Origin of the sequence: Buttiauxella sp. WJP83 (assembly GCF_027594725.1) — a bacterium.
Taxonomy (GTDB): domain Bacteria; phylum Pseudomonadota; class Gammaproteobacteria; order Enterobacterales; family Enterobacteriaceae; genus Buttiauxella; species Buttiauxella selenatireducens.
The window spans coordinates 4,588,099-4,605,870 of the sequence record NZ_CP110080.1 but is presented as its reverse complement, the minus strand read 5'-3'; the positions used below and the strand labels follow the sequence as shown (position 1 = coordinate 4,605,870).

Here is a 17,772-nt window from a genome sequence, read left to right as displayed (position 1 = left end):
GATGAAAACCTCGCTTCGGCGGGGTTTTTTCGTTTTAGGACTTTTAGTCTGGAGGAGAGATGCCTGAATTACCTGAAGTAGAAACCAGTCGACGTGGCATTGAACCACATTTGGTGGGGGAAACTATCCTGCATGCCGTTGTGCGTAACGGTCGCTTACGTTGGCCAGTCTCCGATGAAATCCATGCTCTAAGTGATAAACCCGTCTTAAGTGTGCAGCGCCGCGCTAAATATCTGCTTCTCGAACTCCCGGATGGCTGGATTATTATCCATCTTGGCATGTCGGGTAGCCTGCGTATTCTTCCGGAAGATTATCCTGCCCAAAAACATGACCATGTCGATTTGGTGATGAGCAATGGCAAAGTCCTGCGCTATACCGATCCGCGCCGCTTCGGTGCCTGGTTATGGGCGAAAGAGTTAGAAGGCAGTAATGTGCTGGCGCATCTTGGCCCTGAACCTCTAAGTGATGCGTTTTCTGCAGATTATCTACGCGAAAAATCTGCGAAAAAGAAAATGGCGATAAAGCAGTGGATTATGGATAACAAACTGGTGGTGGGGGTGGGTAACATTTATGCCAGTGAATCGCTGTTTGCTGCAGGAATCCATCCTGATCGCACTGCTCAGTCACTTTCATATGCTGAATGCGAATTGCTGGTCAAAACTATTAAAGCGGTATTGCTACGTTCGATTGAGCAGGGCGGAACAACGCTAAAAGATTTTTTGCAGTCGGATGGTAAGCCTGGCTATTTCGCTCAGGAGTTGCAGGTTTATGGGCGAGCAGGAGAGCCATGTAAGGCTTGTGGTGCGCCAATTGTTACCAGTAAGCACGGGCAACGCAGCACGTTTTATTGCCGCCATTGCCAGCACTAACTCTTTAATTCGCGGGTGCCTGCTTGAGTTTTTCCAATAGCGCTTTGCAGACAGGCTCAGGCAGGAAGTGTGCAACATCGCCATGATGACGAGCGACTTCTTTTACCAGCGATGAAGAGACAAAAGACCACTCTTTCGAAGGCATCAGGAACACACTTTCAAGTTCGGGCATTAAGTGGCGGTTCATGTGAGCCAGCTGCATTTCATACTCAAAGTCCGCTGCTGTACGCAGCCCTCTGACCAGAACGTTAGCATGTTGAGTTTTAGCAAAATTCGCCATCAGATCGCTAAAGCCGACAACTTCAACATTTGGTAAGTGTGCGGTAACCCCTTGTGCCAGCAGAACTCTTTCTTCCAGCGTGAACATGGTCTTCTTGTGCGGGCTATTGGCGATGGCCAGAATCAAGGTATCAAACATCATCGCAGCACGTGTCACGATGTCCAGATGACCATTGGTAATGGGATCAAACGTACCAGGGTAAATCGCTCGGGTGGTCATAGAATTTTGTTTTCCGTATAGCCTTGATTCAGCGCCCAGAGTTCAGCGTACTTATTAAACGTATACTGCGCATTGACCACCGCAAGTAACCAGCCTTGCTTTCCATCAAGAAACCCCGCTCTCAATAGCAGCGTTTTACAAAAAGCGCCAAATGTGTGTCCAAAAATCCCGGCAAGGGAAACTCGCTTGCCACGTTGGTGGCGCTCCTGAGCCCAGGCGGTCGCATAATTTAACTGTTTGCGCTGGAAGCTGGCGAAATCGCGGCAGGTAAGATGAAGCAAATCCCCTTTGAGTGGGATAATTTTTGCACCTGGCGCTTCGAGAGATTCATGGACCTGATTGTCATTATAGCGGTAGCTTGAGCGGGCATAGAGGCGTGTCACGCGATCCGGATACCATCCACTGTGGCGCATAAAACGGCCAAGGAATAGATTGCGGCGCGCAATGCTGTATACAGCATCTGGCTGAGGATTATCTAACACAGCTTTAAGCGTACTGGCCAGTTCCGGCGTAACACGCTCATCGGTATCGATCATCAGAATATATTCGTGACTGGCATAGCTCTGTGCCAGTTGACGCTGTTTACCAAACCCTTGCCAGTCTTCGTTAATGAAAACTTTCGCACCCGCCTGAAGGGCAATCTCGACGGTGGAGTCCGTACTCCCCGAATCCAGCAAGACCACTTCATCTGCCCACGTGACCGAAGCCAGGCATTCTGGCAGCACGTCCGCCGCGTTTTTAGCGATCATGACCACTGACAAACGATTGGGCATTAGTGGCTCCGTTGCGGCAGATACGGTTGCAATAATTGCAGTAACCGTTGTAGTGCACCCTGGTTCTGGTGAAGGACTTCCACGGCATGGCGGCCATAGTAAAGACGATAATCTTCATCGGTTAGTAGAGTAGTGATTTCACTCACTAGCGATGAGGCATCCGTGACGGTAATCAATCCATCCGCACGCTGTAAGCGAGCGCAAATATCTTTGAAATTGAAAGTATGTGGGCCCATCAATACTGGAATAGCGTGTGCCGAAGGTTCCAGCGGATTATGGCCGCCACGTTCAACAAGGCTACCACCGACAAAGGCGAGATCGGCAATTCCATACAGCATCATCAGTTCGCCCATTGTGTCACCAATAACGACTTGCGTGCTGCTGGACGGTTTTTCGCCACTGCTGCGCATGATATAGCTGAAACCGGCCTTCTGAGCCATATCCCGAGCATCTTTGAACCGCTCAGGGTGGCGTGGAACAAGAATGAGTAGTAAATCTGGGAACTTGGCCAGCAACTGACGGTGCGCATCCAGAATAATGCTCTCTTCACCATCATGGGTGCTGGTGGCAATCCATACTTTACGATGCGGGGCCCATTGGCGGCGTAGCGTAATCGCACGTGCGGCAAGTTCTGGGGTCACAGAAATATCAAATTTCAGGCTGCCGGTGACCGTTAACTGAGTGCGTTTAAGACCAAGCTCGATGAACCGAGCCCCATCTTCTTCATTTTGCGCAGCGATGAGTGTAATTTTGCTCATCAGACGACGCGTGAAATTACCCAGTTTTTTATATCCCTTGGCCGAGCGTGCAGAGAGACGAGCATTCGCAATGACCAGTGGGATTTTACGTTGGTGTAATTCGTTGATCATGTTGGGCCACAATTCTGTTTCCATCACGATAACTAATTTAGGACGCACGGTATTGAAAAAGCGCTTCATGGCGCAAGGGAGATCATATGGCAAATAAACATGGTGCACATTTTTCCCAAAGGCCGACAGCGCACGTTCCGAACCCGTTGGGGTCATTGTGGTGACGGTAATGGGAATCGTTGGGTAGCGATGGCGCAGGGCACGAACTAACGGAATTGCCGCCAGTGTCTCGCCAACGGAAACTGAATGCAGAAGAATACCATCGGGCTCCACTTTTCCACGGCAATAGCCGTAGCGTTCCGCCCAGCGCTTGCGGTACGCGGGAGCTTTACGGCTACGGAGTAACAGTCGCAGCCAAACTAGCGGCTGAATAAGATAGAACAGAGCGGTATACAACGATTCCAAGCGAATTTTCCGTATTTTCATTATCGGCGGGCAAATTCTAAGCATTCGGGAAGCTTAAAGCTATTGTTTTGGTAATATCACGAAGGCATTGCTTAGTATTCAGATGCGATAGTGCTTGAGTTGCAGAAGTTGCGGGCGGCATGCGGCCACCCGCTTGTGAGCGGTTTTTCAACCCGGTACGCGGGTCGCTTTCTTCAGTTTTAGGTAGCGACGACCCAAGCGCCAGCGTAGTCGGAATCCGCGAGCATTTTTCCAAATCAAACGCCAGATGCCGCGATCAAAAAACTCCTGAACGATCATCTTCTTCTTGTGCGGATCTTTCATATTATTGAAAGTGTGTAATATCCCAAGACCCTCTTTAGCTATTTGCCAGTTACAGGCAGGGATATTCTTTACCGCTTCCGGATAACGCTGGTTAATAGCATCCAACATTTCCAGTATTTTCATATAATGGCGAGCTGATCGGATAAGGGTGTCATCAGTATCTGGTTTATGGGAAACCGAGGCTGAATGGATGTAGTAATCGTAGTATTGCTCGTCAGTATATTGGACGCGCTCCGCAGCCAGTAACACCTCTGTTGTCCACGGAATGTCCTGATGGCGCAAACCGGGTTCAAAAGTAAAACCATGTTCGCGAATAAAATCATGTCGATAAAGGTTCAGCCAGGTCACGTGCAGAAACTTGCGTGAATCCAGCGCACGTTTAAGCCACTGGGGGCCACTCAGGACGTCGGTCGACTGAAGCTTGTCTCGCGGAAAGATCGGTCGTGAAGGTTTCTTGTTGTTTTCGTAAACGTAATTCCCATTACACGTCACGACATCCAGGTCATTTTTTAATGCCAGATCAAGCAAGTGGCGGTACATGCCGGGTTTAAAGTCATCATCGATATCCGGGAATGAAAGGTACTGGCCAGTGGCGACAGCGAGCCCAGTATTACGCGCAATCGAAACGCCCTGATTTTCCTGCTCAATGATTTTCATGCCAGGGAACTTGCTACTCCAGGCTTCAATAATCGCCATGGATCCATCGGTTGAACCATCGTTCACCATAATGACTTCCATGCCGTCGATATTCTGAGCGTCTAGACAGGCAAAGAATTTAGCCAAAAAAGATTCGCCGTTATAAACAGCAACGACAACGCTGAGGAGTGGACGTAGGTTCTGTTGCATAAAATTACCTGGAAATATTGTTATCTTTCTTCCGTTGCCAGTGACAAATACTGCTGGCAGATGGCACCAATGCTGTATGACTCAATAGTCGTGGTATCAATAACGGGTGGGTTGTTATAAATATCCAGCATAGTGTCTGCAAATTCCTGAGAGTTCATACCTGACAGGCCTCGCGCCAGTTCTCCGGTAAGAATCTCTGCCGGCCCACCGGGGCAATGCGTACTGACAGTGGGTGTCTGGCAAATTAAGGCTTCGACCAGTACATTACCAAACCCTTCGCAATCGGAGCTCAGCAGCAGCATACGCGCATTGGCAATCCACGGATAAGGGTTTGATGCGAATGGTTTCAGAATCACGCGGTCGGCAACGCCTGCATTTGCAGCCATCGCTTTAATTTCGGCAACACGCTCGTCACTGCCGTTACCCATCAGGATTAGCGGAACCTGAATTCCACTGAGTGCATAAGCTTTGATCAACCGGTCATGGCGTTTATGTTCATGGAAGCGGCCAACGTGGATTAAATACTCCTGCCCCGCCATTTCGCACGGCTCTTTCGCTTTTAAATGTATTCCGTCGATATCGAAAGGGTTATGGATGACTGTGCCCCTGGACAACGTAATATCGAAAGCAGTCGTAATATCGTGCAGTACCGCCTGCGACACGGCAACGACATTGCTATTTTGGTAAACGCGTTGAATTTTTTTACGTTTTAGCCAGCGAGAGAACCCCTGCCGATGCTGAAGATAGGAGTAAGAAAACATGCCATGGACACAGTACCAGAGCTTCTCACGCGCAATTGACTTGGTATGGGCAACAATGCGGTCGGTTTTATGCAGGTGTGAAAAGACGAGGTCGAAATTCCCTTTTTTCTGTGCTTGTTCAATCGCGCTATCAAGCAGGGCTGCACGGCGAGACAATTCTGTCAGCTTGCGCCAGGGTTTTTTACAGGTATCCAGAATGACCTGATAATCAACGTCTTCCGGGATTTCATAATCACAGACGCGGCGCAGCGAAAAAACGGATACCTGATGGCCCATTCCTACCAAACCTTTCGATAAGGTAAGTACGGTCTTCTCAGCACCACCGCCAGGTAAACCATCAATAATCATTAGGATACGCATCGTCTAATCCAGTATATTTTGATACAGCGAAATAAGTTGCTGTGAAAGTTTTTCCGGTGTCGCATCCCTGACGCGTTCGCGAGCGTAGCTCCCCATTTTCTCATCTACAAAGCGTGAAGATATTCCCATTACCGCTTCTGAAAGTTGGGGGATGGCGAGTGCATCACAAACGTATCCGTTTTGTCCGGTTGTTATAAATTCAGCCCCACCACAAGTGGCTGATGTAATAACCGGTAAACCACATGCCATTGCTTCAAGTATCACATTTGGAAATGGATCATATAGTGTTGGCAGTAATAGTCCATCTGCGGCCTGATAGAAAGGCAGTGTATTTTTCTGCATTCCTATAAACCGTATCCGATTCAGGCACCCCAGAGATTGTGCCAGTTCGCGATATTTTTTCTCTGCTTTATCTTGCCCGACCACAATCAAGTAACGATCGGTAGGGGCAATAGCTTTGATTGCATTGGCCAGTCCTTTACGCTCAAATCCTGAGCCGACAAAAACCAATGTCACTGCGTTTTGCGGGATAGACATCTCATCACGCAGTTTCACACGCAGTTCTTCATTTGCCGGAACGAAGCGGGAGGAGTCAATTGCATTATAGATGACATGTATCTTATTAGCAGGAATAGAGAAATCTTCAATAATTTCTCTTTTAACCATTTCTGCATTACAGATGACGGCTTTGAGCTCGGGAGCCTGGTACATCGCCTTTTCGGCCTGCATTACGTAACGATGATACCTATCGAGAAACAGCCACTTTCCACGCCATGTAGGTAAAATTCTCGCTCTTTGCATTAACCATCGACGGTGAACACCATCACCTGCACGATAAATATCACAGCCCGCTATGCGTTCATGACTTTGGACAATATCGAAACTCTCGCGTTGCCATATCGCTCTTGCCGCATCTGCAAAGCCTTTTTCACGGCTAATTCGACCTAGTTTTATCGGATCACAAATATGAATATGCCAATTGTCCTGGCGCGCACCTTGCCATTGCCGCGTGATAACGTTGAGTTCCATGTCATGGGCGCTTAACGCCTCAAGTGCGCGTGAAACGAAACGCTCAGCCCCTCCATCGGGGCGGTATTTTTGGCGGACGATAGCCAGACGGCAGCGCTTCATAACAATTGTTTCCTTGCAGCAGCGACAACATCATCAACCGGGATGGCATCGAGAAAACGTTCTTTCGTGTTGGTATCGATTTTGTCAGGGTCTGGCAGTTCACCATAATTCCCTGCCCAAATAACTTCGCCGACGACGTCCCACGGGCTCCAGAACACCAGTTTCGAAGGGCCAAATAGGGCGATACATGGCGTTTTTAATGCGGCAGCCATATGCATTGGCACCGAATCAACACCAATAAACAGTTTGGCATGGTCGATCAGAGCCGCTAATTGACGCAGGGTTAACTCACCAGCGAGGGAATAAACACGCTCTGAAGGACATAACGCACGAATTTTTTCAATCATCGCTTTTTCGTATTTATCGGGCCCTGAGGTTAACACCAGGGTATGCCCGTCTTTTTGCAGCGCTGTGATTGTTTCAGCCATTTTGCCCTCATCCCAGCATTTGAAGAACCAGCGGGAGGTGGGTTGAACAACAATGTAAGAACCTTCAACCCCATTGCTTTGCAGCTTTCCTTGCACGGACTGCCAGTCGTCAGGCTGATAGCTCATCGTAACATCTCTGACAGGCGCAATATTCAATGGGGTAATAATGGATAAATTTTGTTCCACAGTGTGCAGGGTCTGATGACCGGACACTGAAGCGAGTTGCGTGTGGCAATATTGCCAAAACCAACCACGGCGCTTATTGAAATCGAAACCGATACGCGAAGGAGCCCCGGTGAAGCGGGTAACAATGGCGCTACGCCATTGATCTGCAAGATTGATAACCAGGCTGTATTTTTGATCGCGCAAAGTTTTCAGTAATTGCCATTCTTTGCATAAATGCTGGCGAGTACCGAGTTTTCGCCATTTACGGTCAATTCCATAAATACGATGAATGAATGGATGTGCCGCTAGCATGTCTCGCGTTTCTTCATAGAGCAGAACATCAATTTCTGCTTGTGGCCAGGCTTGATGTAATGCGTTGATCACCGGAGTAGTGAGCAACATGTCACCATGATGGCGCAACTTTATCAGTAAAATACGGGCTGGTGGCACGGCCGCGAGAGCATTCAAAGCGTTATTCATTATCATCTTTAGGTGATTAACCAAAGAGTGATTCTAATAGACCTTGAGTGTGGTTGCTACATTTGTGCTCAGGAGTTAGAAATTTGAACGTAAGCGGTTTGCCCTTATCTGGCAGGCTGCGTAACATGATGTGAACATCTTTATCTCAGAGACGGAAATGACCAAACCTGCATTTATCATCACCATTGATACCGAAGGCGATAATCTCTGGCAAAACCACCGACAAATTAAAACTGAAAATGCGCGTTTTCTGCCTCGTTTTCAGTCTTTATGCGAAAAGTACGGGTTCAAACCGGTTTGGCTAACGAACTATGAGATGGCTGTAGATCCGGTTTTTATCGAGTTTGCTAAGGATGTGATTGCGCGTGGCCAGGGTGAAGTAGGCATGCACTTGCACGCCTGGAATAGCCCACCAGAACACGATTTAACCGGCGATGATTGGCGTTGGCAGCCCTATCTCATTGAGTACAGTGATGAGATCATGCGAGAGAAAGTGGTTTATATGACCACATTGCTGGAAGAAACATTCGGCACAAAAATGATCAGCCACCGTGCAGGACGTTGGGCATTTGATAGCCGCTACGCCAGGTTACTGGTGGAGTTGGGTTATAAAGTCGATTGCTCAGTGACGCCGAGGGTTAACTGGCGAAATGCGAAAGGATCCCCTTCGGGCTCTGGCGGAACGGATTATCAACATTTTCCAAGTCAGGCTTATTTTATGGATCTGGATAATATTCATCAGACAGGAAATTCATCATTTCTCGAGGTTCCGATGAGTATTCAGTATAAGCACAGTGCTTTGATGAATAGTTTTAAACAAAGTTATGATCGGCTGAGAGGTAAATATCGTAGCCCTTCGGTTAATTGGTTGCGCCCGTCAGGCGGTAATGCTGCACAAATGATAGCGGTAGCTGAAAAAACATTATCTCAAGGTAATGATTACGTTGAGTTTATGCTTCATTCATCAGAGTTTATGCCGGGTGGTAGTCCCACATTCAAAGATGAAGCGGATATTGAGAGGCTTTATCAGGACCTTGAGATATTATTCTCCTGGCTCGCAGAGCGGACCAGGGGAATGACGCTGGCAGAGTATTATGATTATAAAAGAGCCGGGTAAGAGCCCGGCTTTTCTTACTACACTTCTTTTTGTTTGAGTGGGAAACTAATCCCACATACACCAATTACAGCAACGTAAAACAATATCGCCTCTGAACTTAAAAGTAATACATCACTTAAGCCATAGACAATCAACCCATTCATTGCAAACAATAATGGAGTATTCCGCTCACGTAAAGCCACCCAGCATAGACTCATGTATAACCATAATAATGCCAGACCACCAAATATCCCTTGTAAGGACAATGTTTCAATCATCTCATCATGTAGATGGACTGAGATGAATTCCATTGCACTTTTATATTGTGGATTCTGAGTAGTGAATTGATCTGAGTAACTATACCGTGATTGCATTGATTGCCCAAATGGGGCATTGACAAAGTTATTTATTCCCACGGTCCACATAGAGAAGCGAGCACCAAGTGAGGTGTTGTCTTTCCCCTCCTGATAGAGACTGACTTCATCATAGGTTTGCTCAATTTTTGGATAAATATAATTTTTATACAAAAAGAAAATAGCCAATATTGCAACAATCAAAACGATCAGCATTGATTTAAGATGGATTTTTTTGAAGTAATACGTTGTCATCACTGCGATAATGAGTAAATGAAAAATAATTGCGGCTCGAGTGCCTGTTAAAATAATCACCACAAACGAGGTTAAAATAGATAATGCCGCGATAACATAGTATGTTGGTTTTTTTTGAAGGTACAGAAAATAAATAAAAATCATGCTCAACGTCGAGTAAATATATGCTGAAATTGTTGCTCGATTAATTGCCATTTCAACACGGACCATACCATGGAAAGACTGCCAAAAGGCATAAGAAGAGGCTAATATAAACGCAATACCGATTATGGCAAGCATGACATTCTTATAGTTTAATGCTCTGAGGTAGTGTTTGAAATGTGTTATGTAAAAGACCATGACCCCACCCAGTAGCAACTTTTTTCCAGCTCCAAGTTGGTCACTATAGGTATTATAGCCGCTTGCATCGCGACCTAGCCAAAGAAACCATATCAATTTTATGACACCGAGTAATATTATCGGATACGCGATATTGAATTTCTTAAATGAAAGACTCTTCCATTCAATCATCATACCAGCAATGCTTAAATATACAGCAATATAATAAAAGTCTTTTTGTCTTCCATTGCTCAGTAAAGTGAATGCGATTGAAAGAGCTGCAAAAACAAATGCCGTAACATAGAGACGAGATTTTAATTTTTCCATAATGTACTCAAAGCTTTTCTCTTATAACTTAATCGAACATGGCGGTTAATAAAAAAACCTAAAGAATGTGACTGCAAAACATGTTTTTTAACGATGCTTTTATGCTCTGCGTCCTGCAAAAAATTATTGTATTTAAGGTAAATGTCTAGCCAGTGGCATAATATTAGGTGGTGGAATCTATCGGGCAGATCATTTTCCATTTTCAATGTGCAGGTTAGCAGGTTGTTTATTTTAACTGGATCTAGAGCTGAAGATAGACTGCCTTGTCTTTTAATATAGTAATAATGGCTGTCAAACTGAAAGTAGATATTAACTGCATTCATTAACATTCGAGGAAATACATAGAAATCCTCATAACATGTCATGCCGGGAATTTCATTGTTGAGATAAATTGAACGCTTAATAAACTGACCAATCAGGTGGGCTTGTAGATCTTTATGGATTAAGAAGCGGGTGATTGCTTCATCCTGAGATATTTTTTCAGGGTTTAGGCCTGACCATTGATGATCTATTTTTGTGAGATCACGAATTTCATGCAGTCGTGTTAGCAACATGTCAGGCTGGTTTTTTCGAAGAAAAGAAAGAATCGAAGGAAAACTTCCTGATTTTACTATGTCATCACTGTCCAGCATTGTGATGTATTCCCCATGAGATAAGGAAATTCCATGCTGACGAACTAATCCTACATTTTTATAATTTACTGTGGAAATCTCTACTTGCGCACATTGCTGGGCAATGATTTTTATTTTTTCGTGTGTAGAATCTACAGAGCTATCATTGATAATGATGATTTCAGACTCATTAATCTCCGAGCCTAGAGCGTCGAGCAAGCTTTGAAACGTAGCATCAATCGTTTCTTCACAATTATGTGCAGCAATGATGATGCTTAGAAGTGGTTTATCTGCCATAACTTACTCTTTAAAAGCACAACACAGAATTGATTTAATTTTTGATGATGTCATTGTGTTGTAGATTTTGGTGGATGAAATCACGGATAGCATTGAGATCGTTATCACTCAATGCAAACATCTCTTCTCTTGTCCGGTCAAAATAATAAGGTGCTTCGAAGATATATGATTTTTCATATTCTTTGCTTCCAAGCAACAACACGTTCCCCAACGGCCTTTGTTCTGCAATGCAGCATGGACCGTAAATGAGAACAATGGGGACGCCTACTGCATCGGCGATATATACGTTCCCGGAATCTGAGGCAATATAGAAATCCATTTTGCTGATGGCAAAAGGCACATCTTCTAAAGGAAGTTCACCCACCAGACTCACAATATCTTCCCGCATTCCGACTTCGCGGTGTAGATCATCTAACCATACTTGTTCACTTTTAGGGCCAAAAACAAAATAAGTACAATTTAATCCCTCTAACGCACTAAAAATTTTCTTCCAGATTGCTGATGGAATGGTTTTTGATTTGTTTCCTGCAGAAATACTCAGACCTATTTTGGTTACGTTTTGTTTATCCAGTGATAGTGGATAGGTCGTAGGTTTTCTTAACGGGAGAGTGGCATGCTTAGGAACATCACGCCAGGTTAGGCTGCGATCTGCAAGCTTAAGGTAATCGTCTACAGTTAGCTGTTCTTTGCGATGTTCAACAATGCCGTTCGCTGTCAGGTAAAAAAAAGTGTGATACCAACGGCGAGTGTAAGTCGAGAGGAATTGCTTGTTCGCTGCATTGCAAACCGCAGCAAAGAACAGATTAGTGCTGTTAGGTTGTAACAAATAGACGTTTTCGTAGCAATTCAACAGAGTGAATGCCAGACGAAACTTACGCCACAGGCTCTTTTTATGTTCTTCGATAAGAAAAATAGTGTCGATGGTTTCATCATATTTAGCCAACGGAAGAACTGTTTTACTGATTAACACATCACTGTGCTTCAGATGGCTGAGCAAAGGCGTGACATTGACGAAATCACCTATTTTTGCCGTTTGAATCATCAAGTTTCGACCTGTTTTTTTATAAAACAGTTTTCCGAATAACTTGAACGGGAGAAAGATGACAAAAAGGAATAGATAGCTCATTAATCGTTATTCTGCTGCTATGTGACTAATTTTCTGGAGTGCGGTAAACGTATCTGCAGCGGTAATGTTAGCCATGCTTTTCTCTGCGCCTCGTAGTTCGTGCTGATTCTCGCCGTAACCACCAATCAAACCCGGATCGGTAGGGCCATATAATGTTATGTTCGGCCGATTAAGTGCAGCAGTCAGGTGGCTCAGTCCAGTGTCGACTGAAACTACAGCCCTGGCTCCTGCAAGCTGTTTGGCTACTTGTTCAAGCGACAAGCGCGGCAACACCTCAACATTATCAAATCCGGAAGCCAAACGGATTGCTCGTTTGTGCTCGTGTTCCGCACCCCACGGGAGTTTAATATGTAATCCCGCATCATGCATTAATTGAATAAGATTTCGCCAGTGTGATTCCGGCCAGTGCTTTTCGTCGCGAGTTGTTGCATGCAGGAAAATGAAATAATTCCCCGTATCGGAGGAGGCTGTAGTCAGGAAGTGCTGCGCGATAGCGTAATCGCCCTGAGCTGCAGGCTTCTGGTAACCTAGGCTTTTGGCGAACAACTCACGCGTGCGTTCAACCGCATGTTGTTGCTTCGCAATGGCGTGGCGACGGTTGTAGAACAGGCTCGACAATGGTTCGCGGGCGCTGTTCCAGTCCATGCCGTGTTTTATCCCTCTGGCTTTTCTTGTAACCAGAGCGGCACTTTTTATCAGTCCTTGGGCATCAATGACGGCGTCGTAATTTTCAGCGCGTAGTATTTTGTAGAAAGCGGCACGCTCGGCCTTTACAGGGGCTGAAAACCAGCTTTTACGCCAACGGCGAATTGCGACTGGAAAAACGTTATCGACTGCAGGGTGCCAGCCTGGGATTTGAGCAAAACCTTCTTCAACAACCCAGTCGAAACGGATGCTGGGAATAGCTTGCATCGCATCTGTAAGAGCTGGCAACGTATGCAAGACATCACCCATTGACGATGTTTTGACGATCAATACCCGCATTACGCTTCCTTCTCCGCCAAAATCAGGGCGGTTAGCTCATCCATAACGCGCTCGGGCGTAATATCAATCAAGCTTTGATGATAGCCTTCTGCGGCATCACCTTTACGGACTTTGTGATAACCACTAATAAGGCGAATAACTCGCGCCTTATGTGAAAGCGGTGGAGTAAAGTCAGGGCTGCTCGGACCGTATAATGCTACAAGCGGACGATTCAGCGCGGCGGCAACGTGCATCAAACCTGAATCATTGGACACAACAGCCTGGCAAGCCGCAATTAAAATAACTGCTTGCTCAAGCGCGGTGTCACCTGCCAGATTGCGGCAATGAGCCTGTTGTTGCGTGGTCAAAGCGGCGACGATATCGTTACCCGCTTCTTTGTCTTTTGCCGAACCAAACAACACGACCTGATAGCCATCATCAATGAGTTTGCCCGCAAGCGTAGCATAGTGATAATGCGGCCAACGTTTAGCCGGGCCGAATTCAGCGCCTGGGCAAAAACCAATTATCGGCCGTTGTGCATCAAGACTAAAAGACTGACAAGTTTGCATTTTTTCCCCGTCGTTAACCTGCAACTGTGGCCACAGCAACGGTTGGGGAAGATCTTTAGCGGACTGCATTTTGCCTTTGTCATAAGCCAAAGCAATGTAACGCTCAACCATTAATGGCCAGGCTTGCTTGTCCAGAACACGCGCGTCATTGAGTAACCCGTAGCGCATTTCACCACGCCAACCCGTGCGTTGCGGGATATTGGCAAAGAACGGAACAAGTGCTGACTTAAATGAGTTGGGCAGCACATATGCCTGATCGTAACGTTTGGCACGCAAGGCGTGTCCAAGGCGACGACGTTCTCCAATTTCCAAAGCACCATGCCCGAGTGGCATCGACAATGCTTCGTTAACTTCCGGCATACGTGACAGTAATGGACGGCACCATGCCGGTGCCATCACATCAATGATTGCCTGGGGATAGCGCGCTTTGAGCGTGCGATAGAGACTTTGCGACATCATCATGTCGCCCACCCATGACGGGCCAATCACCAGTATTTTCATGCGTCAGGCTACCTGCTTATGCGTCACGGTTGAGCCAGGACATGTATTCTGTTACGCCTTCGGCAACAGTTTTAAATGGCTTGTCGTAACCTGCGGCACGCAGATTGGTTAAATCGGCCTGAGTAAATGCCTGATAGCGACCTTTGAGTTTTTCCGGGAATGGAATGTACTCAATGCTGCCTTTTTTATGGAATGCGAGTGCTGCATCAGCAATGGCCTGGAAGGATTCTGCTCGACCTGTGCCACAGTTATAAATACCGGATACGCCGTTTTGCCAGAACCACAGATTTACAGCTGCTACATCGCCCACATAGATGAAGTCGCGTTTAAAGCTATCGCTACCTTCAAAGAGTTTCGGATTCTCGCCGTTATTCAGCTGGGTATTCAGATGGAATGCAACGCTTGCCATACTGCCTTTGTGGCCTTCACGTGGCCCATAAACGTTGAAATAACGGAAACCCGTAATCTGAGAGCTAGCTTCAGGTAAGATTTGACGAACGTATTCGTCAAACAAGAATTTTGAATAGCCGTAGACGTTCAGTGGTTGCTCGTATTCACGAGATTCAATAAAGTCGCTGTTACGGCCACCATAGGTTGCTGCTGAAGAGGCATACAGGAACGGAATTTCCCGTTCCATGCAGTAATGCAGAACTTCTTTAGAGTACTGATAGTTATTATCCATCATGTACTTACCGTCCCACTCAGTGGTGGAAGAGCATGCACCTTCATGGAAGATTGCTTCAATATCGCCAAACTCTTCGCCGGCCATAATCTGGATTAAGAAGTCTTCTTTATCCATGTAATCAGCGATATTTAAATCTACGAGGTTGGCGAATTTAGTGCCATCCTTCAGGTTGTCCACAACCAGGATATCCGTAAGACCGATATCATTCAGTGATTTAATGATGTTGCTGCCGATAAATCCGGCACCACCGGTGACAATGATCATAAGCGTAACCTTAAAAAATTAGGGGGCAATGAGGCCCAATACCTCACGCGTATATGACTCCTATCATACCACCACCCGAATTGTCTTTCCTAATAACCCGATTCTGGAAAGCACCTCGTGATTTATGCTGAAAATTCCAATTTCATTGAAGCGTCATCTCGTCTCCTGGTATAGGTTTGGGTAATATGTTCTGAAATTAGCCATGCCTGGAGAATCGCAATGCGCGGAGATTTTTACCAACAGTTAACATCCCAACTTGAAACCGCACGCGCGGAAGGGTTGTTCAAAGAAGAACGTATTATTACTTCAGCCCAACAGGCTGACATTACTGTTGCTGACGGCAGCCATGTTATTAACTTCTGCGCCAATAACTACCTGGGGCTTGCTAACCACCCACAACTGATCGATGCCGCAAAGCAGGGCATGGAAAAACATGGTTTTGGGATGGCTTCTGTTCGTTTCATTTGTGGCACGCAAGACAGCCATAAAGAGCTAGAAGGGAAACTTGCTCGTTTCCTGGGAATGGAAGATGCGATTCTTTACTCTTCATGCTTTGACGCCAACGGCGGTTTGTTTGAAACCTTGCTCGGCACAGAAGATGCGATTATTTCTGATGCGTTGAACCATGCTTCTATTATTGATGGTGTGCGCCTGTGTAAGGCTCAGCGTTATCGTTATGCCAACAACGACATGCAAGAACTTGAAGCTCGCCTGAAAGAAGCGCGAGCGGCAGGTGCTCGCCACATCATGATCGCCACCGATGGTGTGTTCTCTATGGATGGGGTTATTGCCAACCTGAATGGGGTTTGCGACCTGGCCGATCAATATGACGCACTGGTCATGGTTGATGATTCTCACGCGGTAGGTTTCGTGGGTGAGAACGGACGCGGTACCCATGAATACTGCGATGTAATGGATCGTGTAGATATCATCACCGGCACGTTGGGTAAAGCTCTGGGGGGCGCTTCCGGTGGTTACACCGCGGGTCGTAAAGAAGTTATCGAGTGGTTGCGTCAGCGTTCTCGCCCATATCTTTTCTCCAACTCTTTGGCTCCCGCTATTGTTTCTGCCTCGATTAAGGTGTTGGAAATGCTGGAAACGGGCGCCGAAACGCGTAATCGCCTGTGGGCTAATGCAAGCTTGTTCCGCGAGAAAATGACCGCGGCTGGTTTTACTTTAGCCGGTGCTGATCATGCCATCATTCCTGTGATGTTAGGTGAAGCTGTTGTGGCGCAGAACTTTGCTCGTGAACTGCAAAAAGAAGGCATTTATGTCACTGGGTTCTTCTTCCCGGTGGTACCAAAAGGTCAGGCGCGTATCCGTACTCAAATGTCTGCGGCACATACCACAGAGCAAATTGAACGTGCGGTTGACGCATTTACGTGTATCGGTAAAAAGTTGGGCGTTATCGCCTGAGGGAGCGGTCATGAAAGCATTAGCGAAACTGAAAGCAGAAGAAGGCATCTGGATGACGGATGCGCCCAAGCCAGAAATGGGTCATAACGATCTGCTGATCAAAATCCGTAAAACCGCGATTTGCGGGACCGATGTGCATATCTATAACTGGGATGAATGGTCTCAGAAGACCATTCCGGTTCCGATGGTTGTTGGCCACGAGTATGTAGGTGAAGTGGTCGGAATCGGCCAGGAAGTGAAAGGGTTTAAAATCGGCGATCGTGTTTCCGGCGAAGGCCATATTACCTGTGGCCACTGCCGTAATTGCCGTGCGGGCCGTACTCATCTGTGCCGCAATACGACTGGCGTTGGTGTTAACCGTCCTGGCTGTTTTGCAGAATATTTGGTCCTGCCTGCTTTTAATGCTTTCAAAATTCCTGACAACATCTCCGACGATTTAGCCTCTATCTTTGACCCGTTTGGCAACGCTGTTCACACCGCGCTGTCATTCGATTTGGTTGGCGAAGATGTACTGGTGTCTGGTGCTGGCCCGATCGGCATCATGGCTGCGGCAGTAGCTAAACACGTGGGCGCGCGCAACGTCGTCATCACTGATGTGAACGAGTACCGTCTTGAGCTGGCGCGTGAAATGGGTATCACTCGTGCGGTTAACGTCAGCAAAGAAAACCTGACTGATGTGATGAAAGAGTTGGGTATGACCGAAGGCTTTGATGTGGGTCTGGAAATGTCAGGCGCACCGCCTGCGTTCCGTACCATGCTCGATACTATGAACCACGGTGGCCGTATTGCGATGTTGGGGATCCCGCCATCAGATATGTCTATCGATTGGACGAAAGTTATCTTCAAGGGTCTGTTCATCAAAGGGATTTACGGACGTGAGATGTTCGAAACGTGGTACAAAATGGCGGCATTGATTCAGTCTGGCCTGGATCTGTCACCCATTATCACTCATCGTTTTGGTATCGATGATTTCCAGAAAGGGTTTGATGCAATGCGTTCCGGGCAGTCAGGTAAAGTGATTCTTAGCTGGGATTAATCACGCCGTGACGATTAAAAAAGGCCGGGAAACCGGCCTTTTTAA

At 46.6% G+C, this 17,772-nt stretch carries 17 protein-coding genes; 4 read left to right on the top strand and 13 right to left on the bottom strand.

Features of this window, described 5'->3' with window-relative positions; all coding sequences use genetic code 11:
- Positions 1 to 59: 59 nt before the first annotated feature.
- Positions 60 to 869 carry a bifunctional DNA-formamidopyrimidine glycosylase/DNA-(apurinic or apyrimidinic site) lyase gene (gene mutM / locus OH773_RS21275; protein ID WP_270141708.1) on the top strand — a complete coding sequence of 270 codons (810 nt, stop codon included), beginning with the start codon at positions 60 to 62 and terminating at the stop codon, positions 867 to 869.
- A 4-nt stretch (positions 870 to 873) separates the two neighbouring features.
- On the opposite strand, the gene coaD is transcribed toward mutM, so the two are convergent.
- From coaD to rfaQ, 7 genes are all read right to left on the bottom strand, one after another.
- Positions 874 to 1,368, bottom strand: coding sequence for a pantetheine-phosphate adenylyltransferase (gene coaD, locus OH773_RS21270; RefSeq protein ID WP_270141706.1), 495 nt, complete (start codon positions 1,366 to 1,368; stop codon positions 874 to 876).
- The gene (locus tag OH773_RS21265; RefSeq protein ID WP_270141704.1) at positions 1,365 to 2,141 is read right to left on the bottom strand and encodes a glycosyltransferase family 2 protein; all 777 of its coding nucleotides are present in this window, start codon (positions 2,139 to 2,141) and stop codon (positions 1,365 to 1,367) included. Before OH773_RS21265 ends, coaD begins: the two co-directional genes overlap by 4 nt.
- On the bottom strand, positions 2,141 to 3,415 hold the full coding sequence (waaA, locus tag OH773_RS21260; RefSeq protein ID WP_270141702.1) for a lipid IV(A) 3-deoxy-D-manno-octulosonic acid transferase: 1,275 nt from the start codon (positions 3,413 to 3,415) through the stop codon (positions 2,141 to 2,143). The genes OH773_RS21265 and waaA overlap by 1 nt, the downstream gene beginning before the upstream one ends.
- Positions 3,416 to 3,583: 168 nt before the next feature.
- Positions 3,584 to 4,585 (bottom strand): glycosyltransferase, encoded by a 1,002-nt coding sequence (locus tag OH773_RS21255; protein ID WP_183272930.1) that lies wholly within the window; start codon positions 4,583 to 4,585, stop codon positions 3,584 to 3,586.
- A 20-nt stretch (positions 4,586 to 4,605) separates the two neighbouring features.
- On the bottom strand, positions 4,606 to 5,706 hold the full coding sequence (locus OH773_RS21250) for a glycosyltransferase (protein ID WP_270141699.1): 1,101 nt from the start codon (positions 5,704 to 5,706) through the stop codon (positions 4,606 to 4,608).
- Positions 5,707 to 5,709: 3 nt separating this feature from the next.
- Positions 5,710 to 6,837 (bottom strand): glycosyltransferase family 4 protein, encoded by a 1,128-nt coding sequence (locus OH773_RS21245; protein WP_270141697.1) that lies wholly within the window; start codon positions 6,835 to 6,837, stop codon positions 5,710 to 5,712.
- Entirely contained in the window at positions 6,834 to 7,916 is a 1,083-nt protein-coding gene (gene rfaQ / locus OH773_RS21240; RefSeq protein WP_270141695.1) for a putative lipopolysaccharide heptosyltransferase III, read from the bottom strand. Before rfaQ ends, OH773_RS21245 begins: the two co-directional genes overlap by 4 nt.
- Before the next feature lie 151 nt (positions 7,917 to 8,067).
- On the opposite strand from rfaQ, the gene OH773_RS21235 reads away from it, so the two are divergent.
- The gene (locus OH773_RS21235; protein ID WP_270141693.1) at positions 8,068 to 9,027 is read left to right on the top strand and encodes a polysaccharide deacetylase family protein; all 960 of its coding nucleotides are present in this window, start codon (positions 8,068 to 8,070) and stop codon (positions 9,025 to 9,027) included.
- Positions 9,028 to 9,044: 17 nt separating this feature from the next.
- Here OH773_RS21235 and OH773_RS21230 read toward each other — a convergent pair whose 3' ends face one another.
- Genes OH773_RS21230 through rfaD form a run of 6 tightly spaced genes read right to left on the bottom strand, consistent with a single transcriptional unit; the run spans position 9,045 to position 15,275 of the window.
- Complete coding sequence (locus OH773_RS21230) at positions 9,045 to 10,259, bottom strand: O-antigen ligase family protein (RefSeq protein WP_270141691.1); 1,215 nt, start codon at positions 10,257 to 10,259, stop codon at positions 9,045 to 9,047.
- The gene (locus tag OH773_RS21225; protein WP_270141689.1) at positions 10,247 to 11,167 is read right to left on the bottom strand and encodes a glycosyltransferase family 2 protein; all 921 of its coding nucleotides are present in this window, start codon (positions 11,165 to 11,167) and stop codon (positions 10,247 to 10,249) included. The genes OH773_RS21230 and OH773_RS21225 overlap by 13 nt, the downstream gene beginning before the upstream one ends.
- Before the next feature lie 34 nt (positions 11,168 to 11,201).
- Complete coding sequence (locus OH773_RS21220; protein ID WP_270141687.1) at positions 11,202 to 12,293, bottom strand: glycosyltransferase family 9 protein; 1,092 nt, start codon at positions 12,291 to 12,293, stop codon at positions 11,202 to 11,204.
- A 6-nt stretch (positions 12,294 to 12,299) separates the two neighbouring features.
- A complete protein-coding gene (rfaC, locus tag OH773_RS21215) occupies positions 12,300 to 13,277 on the bottom strand; it encodes a lipopolysaccharide heptosyltransferase RfaC (protein ID WP_270141685.1) in 978 nt (325 codons plus the stop codon).
- Positions 13,277 to 14,326 carry an ADP-heptose--LPS heptosyltransferase RfaF gene (rfaF, locus tag OH773_RS21210; RefSeq protein ID WP_270141683.1) on the bottom strand — a complete coding sequence of 350 codons (1,050 nt, stop codon included), beginning with the start codon at positions 14,324 to 14,326 and terminating at the stop codon, positions 13,277 to 13,279. Before rfaF ends, rfaC begins: the two co-directional genes overlap by 1 nt.
- A 16-nt stretch (positions 14,327 to 14,342) precedes the next feature.
- Positions 14,343 to 15,275 carry an ADP-glyceromanno-heptose 6-epimerase gene (rfaD, locus tag OH773_RS21205; protein WP_270141681.1) on the bottom strand — a complete coding sequence of 311 codons (933 nt, stop codon included), beginning with the start codon at positions 15,273 to 15,275 and terminating at the stop codon, positions 14,343 to 14,345.
- 219 nt (positions 15,276 to 15,494) lie between these two features.
- Here rfaD and kbl point away from each other — a divergent pair, with 219 nt between their 5' ends.
- Positions 15,495 to 16,691: a glycine C-acetyltransferase gene (kbl, locus tag OH773_RS21200; RefSeq protein ID WP_270141679.1), complete on the top strand. Its 1,197-nt coding sequence runs from the start codon at positions 15,495 to 15,497 to the stop codon at positions 16,689 to 16,691.
- 10 nt (positions 16,692 to 16,701) lie between these two features.
- Positions 16,702 to 17,727, top strand: coding sequence for an L-threonine 3-dehydrogenase (tdh, locus tag OH773_RS21195; RefSeq protein ID WP_183272918.1), 1,026 nt, complete (start codon positions 16,702 to 16,704; stop codon positions 17,725 to 17,727).
- The last annotated feature ends 45 nt before the right edge of the window (positions 17,728 to 17,772 follow it).